The 16978-nt window shown below is 63.9% G+C and carries 13 protein-coding genes and 2 tRNA genes; 8 read left to right on the forward strand and 7 right to left on the reverse strand.

All coding sequences use genetic code 11. The features are described from left to right. The first annotated feature begins 284 nt into the window (after nucleotides 1-284). Complete coding sequence (locus tag KKP04_RS04775; protein ID WP_215027502.1) at nucleotides 285-872, forward strand: hypothetical protein; 588 nt, start codon at nucleotides 285-287, stop codon at nucleotides 870-872. 22 nt (nucleotides 873-894) lie between these two features. Here KKP04_RS04775 and KKP04_RS04780 read toward each other — a convergent pair whose 3' ends face one another. Further along, entirely contained in the window at nucleotides 895-2589 is a 1695-nt protein-coding gene (locus tag KKP04_RS04780) for a thiamine pyrophosphate-binding protein (protein WP_215027504.1), read from the reverse strand. 251 nt (nucleotides 2590-2840) lie between these two features. Here KKP04_RS04780 and fsa point away from each other — a divergent pair, with 251 nt between their 5' ends. The 4 genes from fsa (at nucleotide 2841) to KKP04_RS04800 (ending at nucleotide 6108) form a co-directional block, all read left to right on the forward strand. Next, the gene (gene fsa / locus KKP04_RS04785; RefSeq protein WP_215027506.1) at nucleotides 2841-3521 is read left to right on the forward strand and encodes a fructose-6-phosphate aldolase; all 681 of its coding nucleotides are present in this window, start codon (nucleotides 2841-2843) and stop codon (nucleotides 3519-3521) included. A 61-nt stretch (nucleotides 3522-3582) separates the two neighbouring features. Continuing rightward, entirely contained in the window at nucleotides 3583-4575 is a 993-nt protein-coding gene (locus KKP04_RS04790) for a tyrosine recombinase XerC (RefSeq protein WP_371818700.1), read from the forward strand. 94 nt (nucleotides 4576-4669) lie between these two features. Then, on the forward strand, nucleotides 4670-5557 hold the full coding sequence (locus KKP04_RS04795) for a ParA family protein (protein WP_215027510.1): 888 nt from the start codon (nucleotides 4670-4672) through the stop codon (nucleotides 5555-5557). Further along, nucleotides 5554-6108, forward strand: a complete 555-nt coding sequence (locus tag KKP04_RS04800; RefSeq protein WP_215027512.1) for a hypothetical protein — start codon at nucleotides 5554-5556, stop codon at nucleotides 6106-6108. The genes KKP04_RS04795 and KKP04_RS04800 overlap by 4 nt, the downstream gene beginning before the upstream one ends. Before the next feature lie 100 nt (nucleotides 6109-6208). Here the strand turns inward: KKP04_RS04800 and KKP04_RS04805 are convergent, their stop codons facing one another. The 5 genes from KKP04_RS04805 to KKP04_RS04825 form a co-directional block, all read right to left on the reverse strand. Further along, nucleotides 6209-6958 carry an outer membrane protein gene (locus tag KKP04_RS04805; RefSeq protein ID WP_215027514.1) on the reverse strand — a complete coding sequence of 250 codons (750 nt, stop codon included), beginning with the start codon at nucleotides 6956-6958 and terminating at the stop codon, nucleotides 6209-6211. Between the two features lie 299 nt (nucleotides 6959-7257). Next, nucleotides 7258-10170, reverse strand: coding sequence for a valine--tRNA ligase (locus KKP04_RS04810; RefSeq protein WP_215027522.1), 2913 nt, complete (start codon nucleotides 10168-10170; stop codon nucleotides 7258-7260). A gap of 155 nt (nucleotides 10171-10325) precedes the next feature. After that, the gene (locus KKP04_RS04815) at nucleotides 10326-12068 is read right to left on the reverse strand and encodes a DUF2497 domain-containing protein (RefSeq protein ID WP_215027524.1); all 1743 of its coding nucleotides are present in this window, start codon (nucleotides 12066-12068) and stop codon (nucleotides 10326-10328) included. Nucleotides 12069-12333: 265 nt separating this feature from the next. Beyond that, a complete protein-coding gene (locus KKP04_RS04820) occupies nucleotides 12334-13935 on the reverse strand; it encodes a TolC family outer membrane protein (RefSeq protein WP_251133903.1) in 1602 nt (533 codons plus the stop codon). A gap of 266 nt (nucleotides 13936-14201) precedes the next feature. Further along, on the reverse strand, nucleotides 14202-14870 hold the full coding sequence (locus KKP04_RS04825) for a protein-L-isoaspartate O-methyltransferase (protein ID WP_215027528.1): 669 nt from the start codon (nucleotides 14868-14870) through the stop codon (nucleotides 14202-14204). A gap of 130 nt (nucleotides 14871-15000) precedes the next feature. Between KKP04_RS04825 and KKP04_RS04830 the strand changes: the two genes are divergently transcribed. Continuing rightward, nucleotides 15001-15074, forward strand: a tRNA-Cys gene (locus tag KKP04_RS04830). Between the two features lie 381 nt (nucleotides 15075-15455). On the opposite strand, the gene KKP04_RS04840 is transcribed toward KKP04_RS04830, so the two are convergent. After that, nucleotides 15456-15531: transfer RNA gene (locus KKP04_RS04840), tRNA-Phe, on the reverse strand. Between the two features lie 167 nt (nucleotides 15532-15698). Between KKP04_RS04840 and KKP04_RS04845 the strand changes: the two genes are divergently transcribed. Next, nucleotides 15699-16166 (forward strand): hypothetical protein, encoded by a 468-nt coding sequence (locus tag KKP04_RS04845; RefSeq protein ID WP_215027532.1) that lies wholly within the window; start codon nucleotides 15699-15701, stop codon nucleotides 16164-16166. A gap of 21 nt (nucleotides 16167-16187) precedes the next feature. After that, nucleotides 16188-16976: an imidazole glycerol phosphate synthase subunit HisF gene (gene hisF / locus KKP04_RS04850; protein WP_215027534.1), complete on the forward strand. Its 789-nt coding sequence runs from the start codon at nucleotides 16188-16190 to the stop codon at nucleotides 16974-16976. Nucleotides 16977-16978: the final 2 nt, after the last annotated feature.

Consider the following 16978-nt stretch of genomic DNA (forward strand, 5'->3'; position numbering starts at 1 on the left):
ATTTCTTCTCAATATGAAGAGCGGGATTAAATAGCTTCCCCGCCCCTGATGGCGGCCAGCAAGCTGGATGTGCCTGGGAATGTCCAGGCGCACCCGGTTTTCGTTGCGCACACTCGAAGCAGAGCCACAGAGCCAATTCCGCGTTGCGACAAGCGCGAGAACTCAATCTGCGGCGCTTCCCGCCGTTCGCCCCCGCAATTTGAATCGAAACACGGTGCGGGCGGGCAGAGTCCCGAAGGCTTTCCCGGCGATACTGCTCCGGACTCAAAGCAGGGGCAGTCACCATGGCAGACTCCGATGTTGAAAGCCGCGTTGACGCGGAAGCGGCCGAGCGGCGCACAAGCCACGTGCTGTACAAGGCCATCCCGCAGGTCGTCGTGCTCGTGCTCACGCTTATCGGCGTCGCCTATACGAGCATGACGAGACAGGCGCTCGTCGGCTATTGGGAGTTTCTCGCGCTCGTGACCGGCCTCGTCTGCGTCATCAGCGGGTGGCCGCACGCTCATACGCGCGCCGACCGCGTGCGTCTCGTGTGGACCCAGGCGCTCCACTGGACCGCCTTTCTCGTGGCCATGAACCTGCTGCTCATCTCCGACGTGCAGCGCATGTTGAGCACCGATGCAACGGGGCTGGCGATCCTGCTGCTGCTCGCGCTCGGCACCTTTGTTGCGGGGGTCCACACGCTTTCCTGGCAGACCTGTGTGCTGGGCCTCGTGATGGCGATGTCCGTGCCCGCCATCGCCTGGATCGAGGAATCGGCGCTCATTCTCGTGTTCGTGCTACTCATGCTGCTCGTGGTGGGCGCCATCATACTGACGACGGCGCGCCGGGGCCGTACAAGCGACGGCCATCTCGGCGAAGAGCCTCTGTAGGCGTAACCGCACCGAAAACCATTTAGCCGTCGCGAGGCACGGACTTCTCCCCTAGCGCCGCCGCGCGGATTTCGGTGAGCGACTGCTTCGGGTTGATCGCGTCCGGATCGATGCGCAATTCGAGGATCGCGGGCAAGCCGGAAGCGCGCGCCGCCTCGAACGCGGCGGGAAAATCTTCCGTGCGCTCGACTAACGCGCCATGGCCGCCGAACGCGCGCGCATAGGCGGCGAAGTCGGGATTTTTCAGCGAGGTGCCGGACACGCGCCCCGGATAATGCCGCTCCTGATGCATGCGGATGGTTCCGTACATGCCGTTGTTCACGACGAGAAAGATCACCGCCGCGCCATACTGCATTGCAGTGGCGAACTCCTGCCCCGTCATGAGGAAATCGCCGTCGCCCGCGAAAGTCACGACCGTTCGCCCCGGATGCACGAGCTTCGCCGCGACGCCCGCGGGCACGCCGTAGCCCATCGAACCGGAGATCGGCGCGAGGCCCGTGCCGCATTCGCGGTAGGTGTAGAAGCGATGCACCCAGGCGGCGAAGTTGCCCGCGCCGTTGGCGATGATCGCGTTGCCCGGCAGCGTCTCGCGCAGGTAAGCCACCACCTCGGCCAATTGCAGCGCGCCCGGCGTCTTTTCCGGCGCGATCCACGCCTCGTAGTCCGCGCGCGCGCTTTCCCGCCATGCCGCCCATCCCGAGCCGTTTAGCGGCTGCATATATTCCAGCGCGTCCGCGAAAGCGTGGGGCCCGGCGTTGATGGCAAGATCCGCCTGATAGACGCGGCCGAGTTCTTCCGCGCCCGCATGGATGTGGATGAAGGGCTGCTTCGGCTTCGGAATGTCGAATAGGGAGTAGCCCTGGCTCGGCATTTCGCCGAGGCGCGGGCCGAACGCGATGATGAGGTCGCTGTCGGCGATGCGCCGTTTCAGCGCCGGGTTGAGAGAGATACCGAGATCGCCGACGTAGCAGGGGCTCGTATTGTCGAGATAGCTCTGCCGCCGGAACGAAGCGGCCACGGGCAGGCCCGCATGTTCGGCGAACGCCTTCATCTTGAGCGCGACGTCCTTGTCCCAGCCTCCGCCGCCGACGATCATCAGCGGGCGCTCTGCCGCCGCAAGGCGCTTGCGAAACTCCGCCATCTGCGCACGCGCAGGCGCCGCTTCCACGCGGCTGTAAGGCACGGCGTCGGCCACGGTGGCGCGCTCGCGAAGCACATCCTCCGGCACCGCGAGCACAACCGGCCCCTGTCGCCCGCTCGTCGCGGTGGCGAACGCGCGCGCTACATATTCCGGGATGCGCGCCGCCTCCCCGATTTCGGCCACCCATTTCGACACCTCGCCGAACATGCGGCGGAAATCAATCTCCTGAAACGCCTCGCGGTCGCGCATGGAACGGCCCACCTGCCCGACGACGAGGATCATCGGCGTCGAATCCTGCCGCGCCACGTGAAGCCCCGCGCTCGCATTCGTCGCGCCCGGCCCGCGCGTGACCATGCAGATGCCCGGCTCGCCCGTGAGCTTGCCATAGGCTTCCGCCATCATCGCCGCGCCGCCTTCCTGCCGACACACGATAAAGGGCATATCGCGCTCGTGATCGTAAAGCGCGTCCAGCACCGCGAGATAGCTTTCGCCGGGCACGCCGAAGATCATCCGCGCACCATGCAGGCGAAGCTGGTCCGCCAGAATCTGTCCCCCGCTTCTCGATGTTTCAGACACGCAACCTCCGGTTTTTCTCGTAATGCACTATATTTTGGAGAGCATCGCGGGTTTGCAACACGGGGCCTCTAATGTGCCTAACGGCTGAGTCGGCAACCCGCCGCCCGATTCGGCCAAAGCGGACCGGTCCAGCCATTATCCTTGCCGTGATGCGTTAAGCGCGGGTAACAAGGCGATTAACAGAATCTAAACCACAAACCGGCTAGGTTGCGCACTCGCCTTAAGTGCGCCTTCGCCAACAGGAGGCTTCCATGAAATTTTTCGTCGATACGGCCGATGTAGCCGAAATCCGCGATCTGGCCGACAAGGGACTGCTCGACGGCGTGACAACGAACCCGTCGCTCATCGCGAAGACGGGCCGCAACTTCATCGAAACGATTCGCGAAATCTGCGCCATCGTGCCCGGTCCTGTCAGCGCCGAGGTGTCGTCCATCGACGCCGAAACCATGATCGCGGAAGGCCGCAAGCTCGCGCGCATCGCCGAGAACGTCACCGTGAAGGTGCCGCTGACGTGGGACGGCCTCAAGGCGTGCCGCACGCTCGCGAACGAAGGCACGATGGTGAACGTGACGCTGTGCTTCTCGGCCAATCAGGCGCTGCTCGCGGCCAAGGCCGGTGCAAGCTTCGTGTCGCCGTTCGTCGGACGCCTCGACGACATCGGCGAGGACGGGATCGGCCTCATCCGCGACATCCGCGAGATCTACGACAACTACCCGGATTTCGGCACGGAGATCCTTGCGGCGTCGCTGCGCAGTCCGCGCCATGTGACGGACGCAGCCCTTGCCGGCGCGGACGTTTCCACCATCCCGCCCTCCATCATGAAGATGCTCGTCAATCATCCGCTCACCGAGAAGGGGCTCGCGACCTTCGTCTCCGACTGGGCGAAGACGGGCCAGACGATCCTCAACGATGACGACCTGCGAACCGTCTGAGGCATGGTTTGATGAGCGCTCGGCGCTCCAGCCCTCTCCCGACGAGGGAGAGGGCGTTTTTGTGCCTGACGATCGGGACGACCCGCAAAGCCGCGAAGGCGACGAAGCCTATGGTCCCGAAACCTTCGCCGCGCCCGACGTCCGTCACGCGGTCGCCGGTTGGCTCGCCTATCTCCGCGACGCGCGCCGCTATGCCGACAACACGCTCGAAGCCTATGAGCGCGACGCGCGGCAGTTCCTCGCCCATCTCGCCGGACGAGACGCACGGCCCGTCACGCTCGCGCGGCTGAACGCGCTGACGCCCCACGATTTCCGCAGCTTCCTCGCCGACCGGCGCGACGAGGGCGCGCAAAGCCGCTCCCTCTCGCGCACGCTCTCGGCGCTGCGCTCGCTCTTCCGCACGCTCGAACGCACGGGCGCGCTGCAAAATCGCAGCATCCTCGCCGTCGCCCTGCCGAAGCTGCCGCCGCGCCTGCCGAAGCCCGTCACCGAAGCGAAGGCGAAGGAGGTTCTCGACGAGGCAGCCCTTGACGGCGAGCTTTCGGCGCATCCATGGACGGGCGCGCGCGATCAGGCCGTGCTGCTTCTCCTCTACGGCTCGGGGCTTCGCATCTCCGAGGCGCTGGGCCTCAACCGCAAGGACGCGCCGCTAGGCCCCCGCGACGTGCTGCGCATCAAGGGCAAGGGCGGCCGCGAACGCCTCGCGCCGGTGCTTCCCGTCGCGCAGACCGCCATCGCCGATTACATCGAGCAGTGCCCGCATACGCTTGAGCCGCAAGGCCCGCTGTTCGTTGGCGTAAAAGGCGGGCGGCTTAGTCCGCGCATCGTGCAGCTTCTTCTCGCGCGCCTGCGGAACAACCTCGCCCTGCCCGCGACGGCCACTCCGCACGCGCTGCGCCATTCCTTCGCAACCCACCTTCTCAGCCGGGGCGCGGACCTGCGCGTCATCCAGGAATTGCTGGGGCATGCAAGCCTTTCGACTACCCAGGGTTACACGGCGGTTGACCGCGACCGCCTCTTTCAGGCTTACTCAAAAGCGCACCCGCGGGCATAAGTTGTGTACACTTGGCTCGCGCGAACCTTAACGACACGTCTCGGCTGACCGAATCGCGTATCCGCGCCGGAGTGTCTCGTAAAGAGAGGGCGCGATGGGCATCATCCTGACAGTCGCCAACCGCAAGGGCGGCGTGGGCAAGTCGACGATTACAACCATGCTCGCGCATGGCTTCGCCGCGACGGGCGAGCAGCGCGTTCTGGTGGTGGATCTCGACACGCAATGCAATTCGTCGATCATCCTGACCGGCGGCGAAAAGTGGGACTCGGCGCGACGCGACGGGAAAACCATCGCCGACTTCGTCAACGAGCGCTACGACCGCCCGCGACTTCGCCCGGACGAGTTCATCCTGCACGATGTCGGCGATATCGAAGCGCCGGTGGGCCAACTCTCGGTGCTCTGCGGCTCGCTCGACCTCGAAGACGTGGAGAACGAGCTGCTTCACAACCGCGCGCGCGCCGGGCAAGACCTTCGCGCCGCCGAGCAAGGCATCATCTCGCGCTTCGGCTCGATGCTCGAAGATTTCGCCGATGCGTTCGACGTGGTGATTTTCGACTGCCCGCCCGGCCTTTCCTTCTCCGCGCGGGCGGCGCTCCGCATTGCTCACAAGGTGATCGTGCCCTTCCGCCCGGACTTTGTGTCGAGCTACGCCATCGACCGCATCTCGACCGTGATCGAGGATAGCGGCGACCTTCACACCGTGCTGGCCGTCCCGAAGGAAAAGCGCCGCTATATCGGCCTCGTAAACTTCTGGCGCGACGGCAATTTCCAGCGGCTGCATTACGGCAATGTCGCCGCCGCGCATCCGGTGATGCGAACGGCGATCCCGCAGGACGACGGCATCGCCGAAGCTTTCGAATATCGCGGCGACCCGCTTTCGCTCGATGAGAAATACGGCTCCGCGTCGAGCGTTGTGCGCGCGCTCTGCGGCGAAACGGTCGACTCCATTATCCTGCGTTATGAGCGCGAGGCCGCCGCATGAGCGAGCCGCAGACGAAGGCGCTGCTTCTGAAGCTGCGCGCGCTTTTCGAAGCCATCGCAAGGGAAGCCGACGCGAACCCGGCCTTCGCCCGGCGGGTCGAGGCTTCGCTTCACAGCATCCTCGACCGCGCTCCCGCAGGGCCTGACGCCGAAACCATCGCGAGCCGGTTCGCGCCGCCCCGCAATGCGCCGCCCCCGCCGCCATGGGTGCCTCGGGCTCCATCATCGTGGAGTCCACCCGCCGAGTCGCCGCGCGCCGCGCAGTCGCCTCGCGCCGCGCCGGACGCCCCTTCAATGCTCGACGGCGTGACGTTCGATCCCCTCGAATGCCATATCGAGGCGGCGGTTATGACCGGCCGCGAGCAGGAGGCGCGCGCCTTTCTGGGGCGGCTCGACCGTTCGCAGCTTGAAGAGGTTGTGAAGGCGCAGCGCTTGCCCGGCCAGCGGACGCTGACGCAGGCTATTCGCGATGTGGAGCAGGCGTCCGCCGTCGACGCCATCGTAGGCAGCGCGGCCGAGCGGGTGAAGCGGCGATTTTCCGCGTTGAGCTGACATGTTTCGAGCGGTGCCAATCTCCGCGTCGAGACGTGACCGCGAGACACAAAAGGTGTGACGGCAAGCGGCTTTCATCGCCGCTTGCCGTGGCGTGGTATTACTTCAAAGGCTCGTAGCTCGAACTGCTGCCAAGGCGATAGTTCAGGCCGATCTTGGCGGCATGGAATGACGTTTCCGGGCCTTCGATCGATGTGCCGGCGGCGCTGAACAGATCCTCCTTGCCGAAGTCGACATACTGATATTCGCCCTTCAGCGACCAGTTTTGCGAAACCTTGTATTCGATGCCGCCGCCCGCGGTCCAGCCGGTGCGCGTGTCGTTGTTGTCGAACAGCACGTCGGCATAGTTGAGCTTCTGGTTCACGCCCCCATAGGCGAAGCCGCCCGTACCGAAGAGCAGCGTATTGCCGAAGGCGTAGCCGAGGCGGGCGCGCAACGTGCCGAACCAGTCGGTGGTGTCGCGGCTTGTATAGGCATCGTTCCCGTCCAGTCCGCTGGACTTGCCGGTGATTCGCCCGGCTTGAATGTCGGTTTCCAGGCCGTAGACGAAATTGCCGCTCTGGAAGTTGTAGCCGATCTGGCCGCCGCCGAACCCGCCTTCGACGTCGCCGCGCGTGCCGGTGGCGCCTGAAGGGAGGTTGATCGAATCGTCGTCCGCGCCCCAGCCGTAGCCGCCGTTGATGCCGAGGTAGAAGCCTGCCCACGTGTTGGGCTGAACAATCGGCGGCAGCGGGGCGTATGTGGCGGGTGCAGGCGCGCGGTAGATGTCGGCGGCGTTGGCACCGAGCGGCACCGTGGCCGCGGCACCGAGGAGCGCGAGACAGAGAGACCGATAACGAACTGTATGCATTTCCGAAGATCCCCCTCAGCGGAGCGCGCCCGGAAAAGACGGCTCCCTTGATGTCGGATGGTTAAGAGCCGGTAAAGCCATCATCCGAATTGGGCGTCGGCAAGGCACGCGCAAGCTTGAGGGGCGAAAGGGCGATTGCGCGGGTCCGGACGCGCGGAGTGGGGCGCCAAGAAAGGCGCGGCGTCTCCGCGTCCACTGGCTTCGGCGGCGCGTTGACCAGGCCCAACTATTTCTCAATCAGCCGGAAGAAACGGGCGACGCGCGCCACCCGTTTACAGAAGCTTGGCCATCGACCGCCGTCAGGCAACGTTGGCAAGCCGCTGAAGCGCCGCCTTCAGCCGCTCGGCTGCGGCTTCGGCCTCGGCGCGGCGCTCGCGGTTATCCTCCAGCACCTCTTCGGTCGCTTTCGCCACGAACTGCTCGTTCGCGAAGCGCGCGTCGATCTTGGTGATCTCGGACACGTGCTTGCCGATCTCCTTCGTCAGCCGCTCGCGCTCCGCCGCGATGTCGATCACGCCCGCCAGCGCCAGCGCCATCGTCGCCTCGCCCAGCACGAACTGCGCCGAGCCTTGCGGCGGCACATCCGCGAAGCCGATGTCCGACAGCCGCGCCATGCGCTTCAGGAACGTCTCGTAGCGGGCCGCGCGCGCCTTGGTGTCTTCCGTCGCGCCGGACAGCGTGAGCGGTAGGAGCGTCGCGGGCTGCACGTTCATTTCGGAGCGCAGCGAGCGGATTTCGCTGATGAGGTCGATCACCCAATCGATTTCGGCGAGCGCGTTGGCGTCCGTGTCCTTCGCGGGGACCGGCCACGACGCCAGCGTCAACGGCGATTCGCGCGCGGGGCCTTCTTCGCCCGTCACCGTCCAAAGCTCCTCGGTGACGAAGGGCATGAACGGATGCAAGAGCTTCAGGATCTCGTCGAGCGTCCACGCCGCCATCGCCTGCGTCTCGGCCTTCGCGGCTTCGTCGTCGCCCATGAAGACGGGCTTCGCGAATTCGAGATACCAGTCGCAGAAGCGGTTCCACACGAAACGATAGACCGCGCCCGCCGCGTCGTTGAAGCGGTACGCCTCGATGGCTTCGGTGACGGCGGCTGCCGTGGCTTGCGACTCGGCGTAAATCCAGCGGTTGAGCGTAAGCTTCGCGCCTGCCGGATCGAAGCCTTCTTTCCGCACGCAGCCGTTCATCTCGCAGAAGCGCGCGGCGTTCCAGAGCTTCGTCGCGAAGTTGCGATACCCCTCGATGCGCTGCATGGAGAGCTTCACGTCGCGGCCCTGCGCCGCCATCGCGGCCATGGTAAAGCGCAGCGCGTCGGCGCCGTAATTGTCCATGACGGAGAGCGGATCGACGACGTTGCCCTTCGACTTCGACATCTTGGCGCCCTTCTCGTCGCGGACGAGCGCGTGGATGTAGACGTCGCGGAACGGCACCTCCTTGTTGAAGTGCAGGCCCATCATCATCATGCGGGCGACCCAGAAGAAGATGATGTCGAAGCCGGTGACGAGCACCGATGTCGGGTAGTAGCGCGCGAGTTCCGGCGTCTCGTCGGGCCAGCCGAGCGTCGAGAACGGCCACAGCCCGGACGAAAACCACGTGTCGAGCACGTCTTCGTCACGATAGAGTGGCACAAAGTCGTGTTCAAAGCTAACAGGAGTCGTGCCTTTGTAAGCTGTATGCAGAAGAAATAATTTCAGGGCCTCTTCGCGATCCACTATCTTGACAGGCTTTTTAAATTCTAATTCGGCGCTCCTTTTTGCCTCATCTTCAACAGTATTGCAAAATTCTCTACCTAGAGGGCCATACCAGACCGGAATACGGTGTCCCCACCAAAGTTGCCGCGAAATACACCACGGCTGAATGTTACGCATCCATTCGAAGTAAGTTTTTGACCAATTCGCTGGGATGAATTGAGTTCGGCCATCTTCGACAGCAGAGATAGCCTCTTTAGCGAGGGTTCTCGCATCGACATACCACTGCACCGTCAAGAACGGCTCTATGACCACATTCGAGCGGTCACCATAGGGGACCTTGAGGGTGTGAGGCTCAACTTTCTCAAGCAAGCCCCTGTATTCCATCATTTCAACGATGCGCTTTCGGGCGATGAAACGATCCAACCCGTTCAGGTTCCGAAGTTCATCCAATTCCAGATCGTCGATTTTGTACGGGACGTATTCTGCAGGATCGCCGTCCATACCGCCGATAAGATCGCGTACGGCTTCGGCGCCTCCATATTTATTGGCAAAGTTCGTATTTTTCCAAAACTCTCTGTCAAGCGCGAATGAAAGATGTGCGGTTTGATCGAAGATGTTGATCAGCGGCAAATCGTGACGGCGGCCGACCTCGAAGTCGTTGAAATCATGCGCGGGCGTGATCTTCACCGCGCCGGAGCCCTGCTCCGGGTCGGCGTGCTCATCCGCGACGATCGGGATTTCGCGGCCGACCAGCGGCAGCACGACAGTCTTGCCGATATAGGGCTTCCAGCGCTCGTCCTCGGGGTTCACCGCGACGGCCGTATCGCCGAGCATCGTTTCGGGGCGCGTCGTGGCGACGACGACGAACTTCCGTTCGAGGCTTTCCGCGTCCTTGATCGGGTACTTGAAATACCAGAGATGCCCCTTCGTCTCGACCGGGATCACCTCAAGGTCGGAGATCGCGGTTTGCAGCTTCGGATCCCAGTTGACGAGCCGCTTGTCCTTGTAAATCAGGCCCTCATTGTAGAGGTCGACGAACACCTTGACGACGGCGCGCGACAGTCCTTCGTCCATGGTGAAGCGCTCGCGCGACCAGTCGCATGAGGCGCCGAGCCGCTTCAACTGGTTGACGATGGTGCCGCCGGAATGCTCCTTCCACGCCCAGACGCGGCGCAGAAACTCCTCGCGGCCAAGGTCGCGGCGCGATGGTTCCTGCTTCTCCATCAACTGGCGCTCGACAAGGCTTTGCGTCGCGATGCCCGCGTGGTCGGTGCCCGGCTGCCACAGCACGTCGCGGCCGCGCATGCGGTAGAACCGCGCGAGCACGTCCTGCAACGTGTTGTTGAGCGCGTGGCCCATATGCAGCGAGCCCGTCACGTTCGGCGGCGGAATTACGATCGAATACGGCTCCGCCTTCGGATTGACTTCGAGCGCTTTCCCGGCGTGGAAGGCTTCTGCGTCCTCCCAGGCTTTGGACATGCGCGGTTCGATGGCGGCGTGATCGTAAGTTTTTTCGAGCATTGGCGTGAGCGCCTGACTTGAATGAGCTTGAAGGTCCGATAGATGTAGAAAAACGACAAGCGCGCGGCAACCGCTAAAGCGGGCCGCGCCGGGTTGCCTTGTGCATCGCGGGCTGAAAGCCGCGAGGATGCGAGCGAAGGCGAGCCAGCGCTCGCCTATACCTGATCGTCCGACTTCGGGAAAACGCCGCGCGCCGCGATTTCGTCGCGGATGGCGCTTTCGAGAATGCGCGGCATGTTTTCGTTCAGCCACTGGACGAGCATCGGGCGCAGCATCTCGCGGACGGCGGCTTCGAGCGGCCCGGAGACGGTTGGCGGAACCGCGGCGGGCTGAGACGGCGCGGGAGCGGGCGCTTGCGGCGCGGCAACGAGTTGGGAGGCGTAGGACGACGGCGATGGCTCGGCGCCCATGAAGCGGGCCTGCGCAAGCGGCGGCTCGGCCTCTTCGCGGACCGGCTCCGGCTCCGGTTCCTGATCCGGCTCGGACGTCGCCTCATCGTCAAGCGAAGGAGAAGCAACAAGCCACGGCGCGAAGTCCGGACGCGGATCGCGCTGGGCGGGGGCGTCGAAACGCTGCTCCTCCGGCTGTTCGAAATACCTTTGCTGGAAATGCTCCTGCTCGACGCGCCGCTCCTCGGCCGCAGCTTCGTCGGCCTCTGCCTCTTCGGACGGCAGATCTTCGGACCGCGCGTCTTCCATCTCGCGGAAATGCTCCGTTTCGGGTTCGGGATGCGCGGCCTCGGCTTCCGCTACGGCATCGTCCGCAGGGGCTGTTTCGGCAGCGTTCGCCGACGCATGATCCACAGCGTCGTCAGCCAGCGCCGCGTCTTCGCGCGCGCAATCCGGCTCGCAAGCGGCGGTGGCCTCCGTCTCCTCGCCCTGGTCTTCCTCCGCATCGCGGCGGAACCCGTGGCGCAGCACTTCATCCAGAAGGCTCGGAAGCGGCTGGCCGGGGCTGCTGTCGCTCTGCCGCTCGATGGCGCTGGCGAAGCTTTCGGTCACTTCGGCCTTGTGTTGATCCGCAAGCAACTCGAAATCGACATCGCCCGCCTGCGCGAGTTCTTCGTCGTCCATCGCGCCAGCGGCGTCGCGGGCAAGGCGTTCGGCGAGTAAAGCCATCTCCGAATCTTCCGGCTCGGCGGCTGCTGTCGTGTCATAGTCCGGCGCCGCTGCGGTTGAAGACTTTAGCGGCTGTTCGGCACGCGGCTGGATGTCTTGCGGTATGAGGGGAATCGGACCGTCGGCGGGAATAGGCATGTGAATGTCCTCGGTCCACCGCTTCTGCGGCCTCGGCGTGCGCGACTCGACGGTCGCGCGCGGAATCGCGGGGGATGCAGGAGCGGGCGGGGGCGTACCGGGCAATTCGCGCCGAGACCAGATCGAGCGGGGTGCCGCCTGCGCCGGGAGCGGCTGGGATTCGCGCGGATCGCCTTCGGCACGCGGGGATTCGGCTCGCGGCGGCTCCGCATTCCGGTTTTCGGATTGCGGAGTTTCGGAGCGATGAGCATCCGGGCGGCGGGTGTCGGCGCGTGGCGTTTCGTCATGCGGGGCTTCGAGATGCGCGGCGATGCGTTCCATCGGCGATTGGGCTTGCGCGCCTGCCGTCTGAGCGTCGTATTGCGCTTCCTGACCGGTCTGGACCGCTTGCGAAACGGGCTCGGTTTGCTGTGCCGCATGGGGACCGGGCTCGAACGCGGGCGTCGCATGCCTTTCCACAGGAAAGACGAGTTCCTCCGTGAGGTCGAGGACGTCGTCCTCGGCGGGGGCGGCCGGAGACGCGGTCGGCGCGGCATGCGCGCTCTCGCCCACGGGGGGTTTGCCGTCGTCGGCGATAATCGAGCGGATGGAGGCGAGGATCTCCTCCATTGACGGTTCGGGAGTCTGATCTGCGCGGTTCATGCCAATCACCCTGTACGAGCGCGCCCTCTTCCGAGCGAGCGCGCTTGACTTATGCCTCGAAGCACGACCCGAAACCAGCGCATCAGAGCCCATGCAGAGAGTTTACATCGATTACAACCCCATGGTGGTGTCATCAATGTAAATTCGAAACCGCACGAGAATGAAGTGGTTGCCCGTGCTCCCGCGTTCGCTTGTGAGCGTGCAGCACGTGGACCAAAACGGATGCAACAGAATCGGTATAATCGAACCGGCTCCGCTACCGGTTCTACGGGATTTGCGGCAGTTTTTGGGTATAAGCAGGGCCATCACCCGAATCCTGCCCCGGAAGGAGGCCCGGATCCTCGACGGGAGCAACGCGCGGATCTTCCTGGCTTTCGATGGATGCGCCCCAGCCGTACCACGCATCCTTGACCTGGCTGTAATAGCGGGTGGGATCGTAAAGCTCGGCCTGAAGCGAAATATCGGATGCCGTGAGGCGTCCCATTCCCGAAAGCACCGAGTACGACGCGACGACGAGGTCGCGGCGGAAGGACACGAGATTGACCTGGGCGTTCAGGTTCTGCTGCTCCGAATTCAACACGTCCAGCAGAGTGCGCTGGCCGACGCGCTCTTCCTCGCGCACGCCCTGAAGCGCGATCCGCGTGGCTTCGACAGCCGCCTCGCCAGCCGCGACGTTGCCTTTCGCGGCGATGAGAAGACCCCATGCCGAGCTGACCTGCTGGCGGGTGATCTCGCGCGCTTCGTCGATCTGCTGGCGGCGCTGCGACAGCGTCTCGATCTCGGCGCGGATGCGAGCCGAGACCTCGCCGCCTTCGTAGATCGGGATGTTGAGGGTGCCGATGACGCGCGCATCGTCATATTGATTGATGAGCGGGCTTTGGGTCTGGACGCCCTTCGTATAGCTCGCCTCGACGGAAAGATTCGGCAGAAGTTCGCCCTTGACCGTCTTTACCTGATGCTGCTGCGCGCGTTCGCGGAAGATCGCCGCAATGATCTGCGGATTTTCCGACCGACCGATTGCGATGGCCTCGTCAAGGGTCTTCGGCAGCAATCCCGTCGCCGGACCGGGATCGCGAAGCGTTCCGGGGGGATGGCCGATGTATTGGGCGAATCGGGCCTGATCGCCGTACAGCGTTCCCTGCGCGATGGAGAGATCCGCTTGGCTCTGCGCGAGACCGGACTGCGCCTGGGCCACATCGGTGCGCGTGACCTCGCCCACCCTGAAGCGGTCTTCGGTGGCGCGGAGCTGTTCGGCGAGCACCCGCACATTACTCTGGCGAAGGTTCACGATGGCCTGATCGCGCACCACGTCCATGTAGGCGGTCACCGCGTTCAGGAGCATGGTCTGCTCGGCGTTGCGCACCTCCTCGCGGCCCGCTTCGACAGCGGCCTCCGCACCCTTCACGTTGTTGTAGGTGCGGAACCCGTCGAACAGATTCTGCTGGACGGCGACCTTCGCCGTGCGCGGGCTGTAGACGCCGTTGGAGCCCTGCTGATTGTTGAAGGTGCTGAACGCCAGCGGCGAAGGGTTTTCGCACGACGTGGTGCTTTCGCAAGCGGCCAAAGCGACTTCGCCGCCAATGTTCGTGTTATCGTAGCGTGTCCGCGTATCGGCGCGGCCCGCCTGAAGCGTGGCATTGACGCGGGGCCGGTAGCCCGACTTGGCACGCGCCACCTGATTATCCGTGGAACGAAGTTGTGACCTTGCGGCTTTCAACGTAGGATTGTATAGGTAGGCTGCCGTTAACGCTTCCTTCAGGGTCTCGGCGCTGACAGGGCCTCCCAGCGCAATGCTCAAGGCCAAGGCCGAGCACAGGGTCCGAGACGCTCTGAAAAAACCGGAAAAAGAGAGACTTCTGAACGGCATGGACTGCTTCCGTTGTTCGCAAAATGCACCAACGCACGCACCACATCGTCAAACGCGGCACATGGAGTGTGCCTGCGGAAAGCTATCCACGAGAAGCCATAAGCAAAAGTTAAATCGCTTCGTCGCGCCCGTCTTTCGATTGTTTTTGCCAAGTCCGTTGCTCAGTTGCAGCAGCGGCGATAATTCTGTGACAAGACGTTACATTCCGTTAAAAACTTGCGACGCATTCTTACAATTGTACAAATCTTCTGCACGATTCGTTTCGATCAAAACGTAAACTCCGGCTTCGGCTCGAAACCGGGAAGATAATCTGCGGGAGCATCGAACAGCGGGCGCCCCGAAACATTGCCGCCGCTCTTTTCAAAAAGCCACGCGCTGCCCATCCAGCCCTTCCGCACGACAACAACGAGTCTTCCGCCATCGGCAAGCTGGCCGAACAGACTTTTCGGTTCGTTGGCGACGGCGCCATTGACGAGGATGAGGCTGAACGGCTTTTGCGACGGCACGCCTTCTTCGAGCGGCCCCTCGTGAACGTCCACATTGCTTGCACCCACAAACGAAAGACGCTTTTTCATGGCCTCGACAAGCGCGGCGGACGTTTCGACGGCGTCGACCTTGGCGACGATGCGCGAAAGGATTGCCGCGCTGTAGCCCGTCGCGCTGCCGACGTCGAGCACGTTGTCCGCCTGGGAAGGCTCCGCCGCCTCAAGGAGGCGCGCGAGCACCATCGGCTGGAGAAGATAACGCGCAGGCTCGTCGCCGGAGGCTTCGACCGCGAGCACGCCCTTATCGATATAGGCGAGGGGCTGCCGTTGCTCCGGGACGAAAAGCTCGCGCGGCAGAGATGCAAATGCGTCCAGTATCAGAGGGTCGCGCACCCCGTTCGGCCTGATTTGCGATTCGACCATGTGAAGCCGCGCCGTTGCATAGTTCATCGTATGCCGTGCCCTGAAGTTCCTGCCACTGCGATGGGTACCAAAAAATAGCGCCCGTGAATAGAGGCACGAAAGCCGATTGCATGAGCACTTTTCATGCGCCGTCGGACATGCTACCAAGTCAGGCAGAGGCCACGTGGCGGAGTGGTGACGCATCGGACTGCAAATCCGCGTACCCCGGTTCGATTCCGGGCGTGGCCTCCATCTCTTTCAAAAAAATCAATACAAATCAACTGGTTATCGTCAATGGGGCACTCCCGGTAGCGTCGGTGGGACACTTTTCGTTCTCTTTTCGAGATTCATGCCGTTTTCACGCAGCCAGGGTCGATAGCCGACTATCAAACGGGTCGTCTGAGACGGACGGTTGAACCGCATAGGGAAGTTGCTGCGTCGAGCTTCGCCTCGACTACAGCGACCGGCGTTCCGCAGACGCGCCGGCGTAGGCAGGAACGTGCTTCGGTTTTCATCACGGTGAGCGTGCGGCCGATCATCGGGAAGGCGCGCTGAGGGCATGCCGCGCGCTCGCAAACCGGTGGGACAAAGTTGGCCAAAAAAGCGAGGAAAAACAATGGCCCAATTTAGGAATGGTGCCCAGGGCCGGAATCGAACCAGCGACACGCGGATTTTCAGTCCGCTGCTCTACCAACTGAGCTACCTGGGCATGCGCTTTCGCGCGTCGGAGACGGCCTTATACGGGGTTTGAACGGCGATGTCGAGGGGGGGAGGCGCGCAAATATCGAACTTTTCGCCAGCGTCGGCGGGGCGCGTCCCGCGCACTTTATCGCTGGCGGCGATCGCCTATGTTACAGTGCCAAGGAGGTCATCGCCATGCTCCAACGCCCCGACAATCAAACGCCTGACGACGTCACGGAAAACGAATTGCCACAGACCGGGCTCCTTGCTCTGACGCGAGAGCGGCTCGCGCTCGTCGCCGCATGCCTGCTGGCCGTCGCGGCTGCGATTTTCGCGTCCTCGGGTTCAAGCGGCGCGGTCGACACCTCGGCGGAGTTCGCGCTTCTCATCGGGGCCATGGCGATTTTCAAGACAGTGATCTTGATCGCGGCGGGCGCCATCCTGTGGTGGCGGCTCGGCGCGCCCCTTTCGCCCGCGCTGGCTGCGGGCTATGTGCTCGCGGCGGCGGCTTCGGTGGCGGGTGCCGCGCTCGTCTGGAACATGGCGCATCTCGGCGCCGCGCCGTTCCTTTTCGATGGCGGGCTGCTCGTTTTTCTGCTTCTGGTTCTGCGCGACAATGGTGGGCCTTGGACGGCGGCTTTCCGGTCGCGTGGCCGTGCCTGACCCTCGCAAAAGAAGACCCCCATGCTGAAAGTTCGCATCATTCCCTGCCTCGACGTGAAGGACGGCCGCGTCGTCAAAGGCATCAACTTCGTCGATCTGCGCGATGCGGGCGACCCCGTCGAGGCCGCCGCCGCCTATGACGAAGCGGGCGCGGACGAGCTTTGCTTCCTCGATATCACGGCGAGCCACGAGAAGCGCGGCACCATCCTCGACGTGGTGGCGCGCACGGCGGAGCGCTGCTTCATGCCGCTGACGGTCGGCGGCGGCGTTCGCACGCTCGACGATGTGCGCACGCTGCTGCGGGCTGGCGCGGACAAGGTGTCGATCAACACCGCCGCAGTGACGAATCGCGCCTTCGTCGGCGAGGCCGCGGAGAAGTTCGGCAATCAGTGCATCGTCGTCGCCATCGACGCAAAACGGGTCGAGGATGAAGGCGACGGGCGCGGCGCTCACTGGGAAATCTTCACGCATGGCGGGCGCAATCGAACCGGCATCGACGCGATCGAGTTCGCGAAAGAGGTCGTGGCGCTCGGCGCGGGCGAAATCCTGCTGACCTCGATGGATCGCGACGGCACGCGCGCCGGGTTCGACCTGCCGCTGACGCGCGCCATTTCGGATGCGGTGCAGGTGCCGGTGATCGCCTCGGGCGGCGTCGGCAATCTCGACCACCTCGTGGAGGGTATCCGCGACGGCGGCGCAACGGCGGTGCTCGCCGCGTCGATCTTCCATTTCGGCGACTACACGATTGGCGAGGCCAAGCGGCACATGGCTGCGGCAGGGCTTCCCGTGCGGCTCGACGCGGCGGCGTGAAG

Source organism: Rhodomicrobium sp. Az07 (genome assembly GCF_018619475.1).
Lineage (GTDB): Bacteria > Pseudomonadota > Alphaproteobacteria > Rhizobiales > Rhodomicrobiaceae > Rhodomicrobium.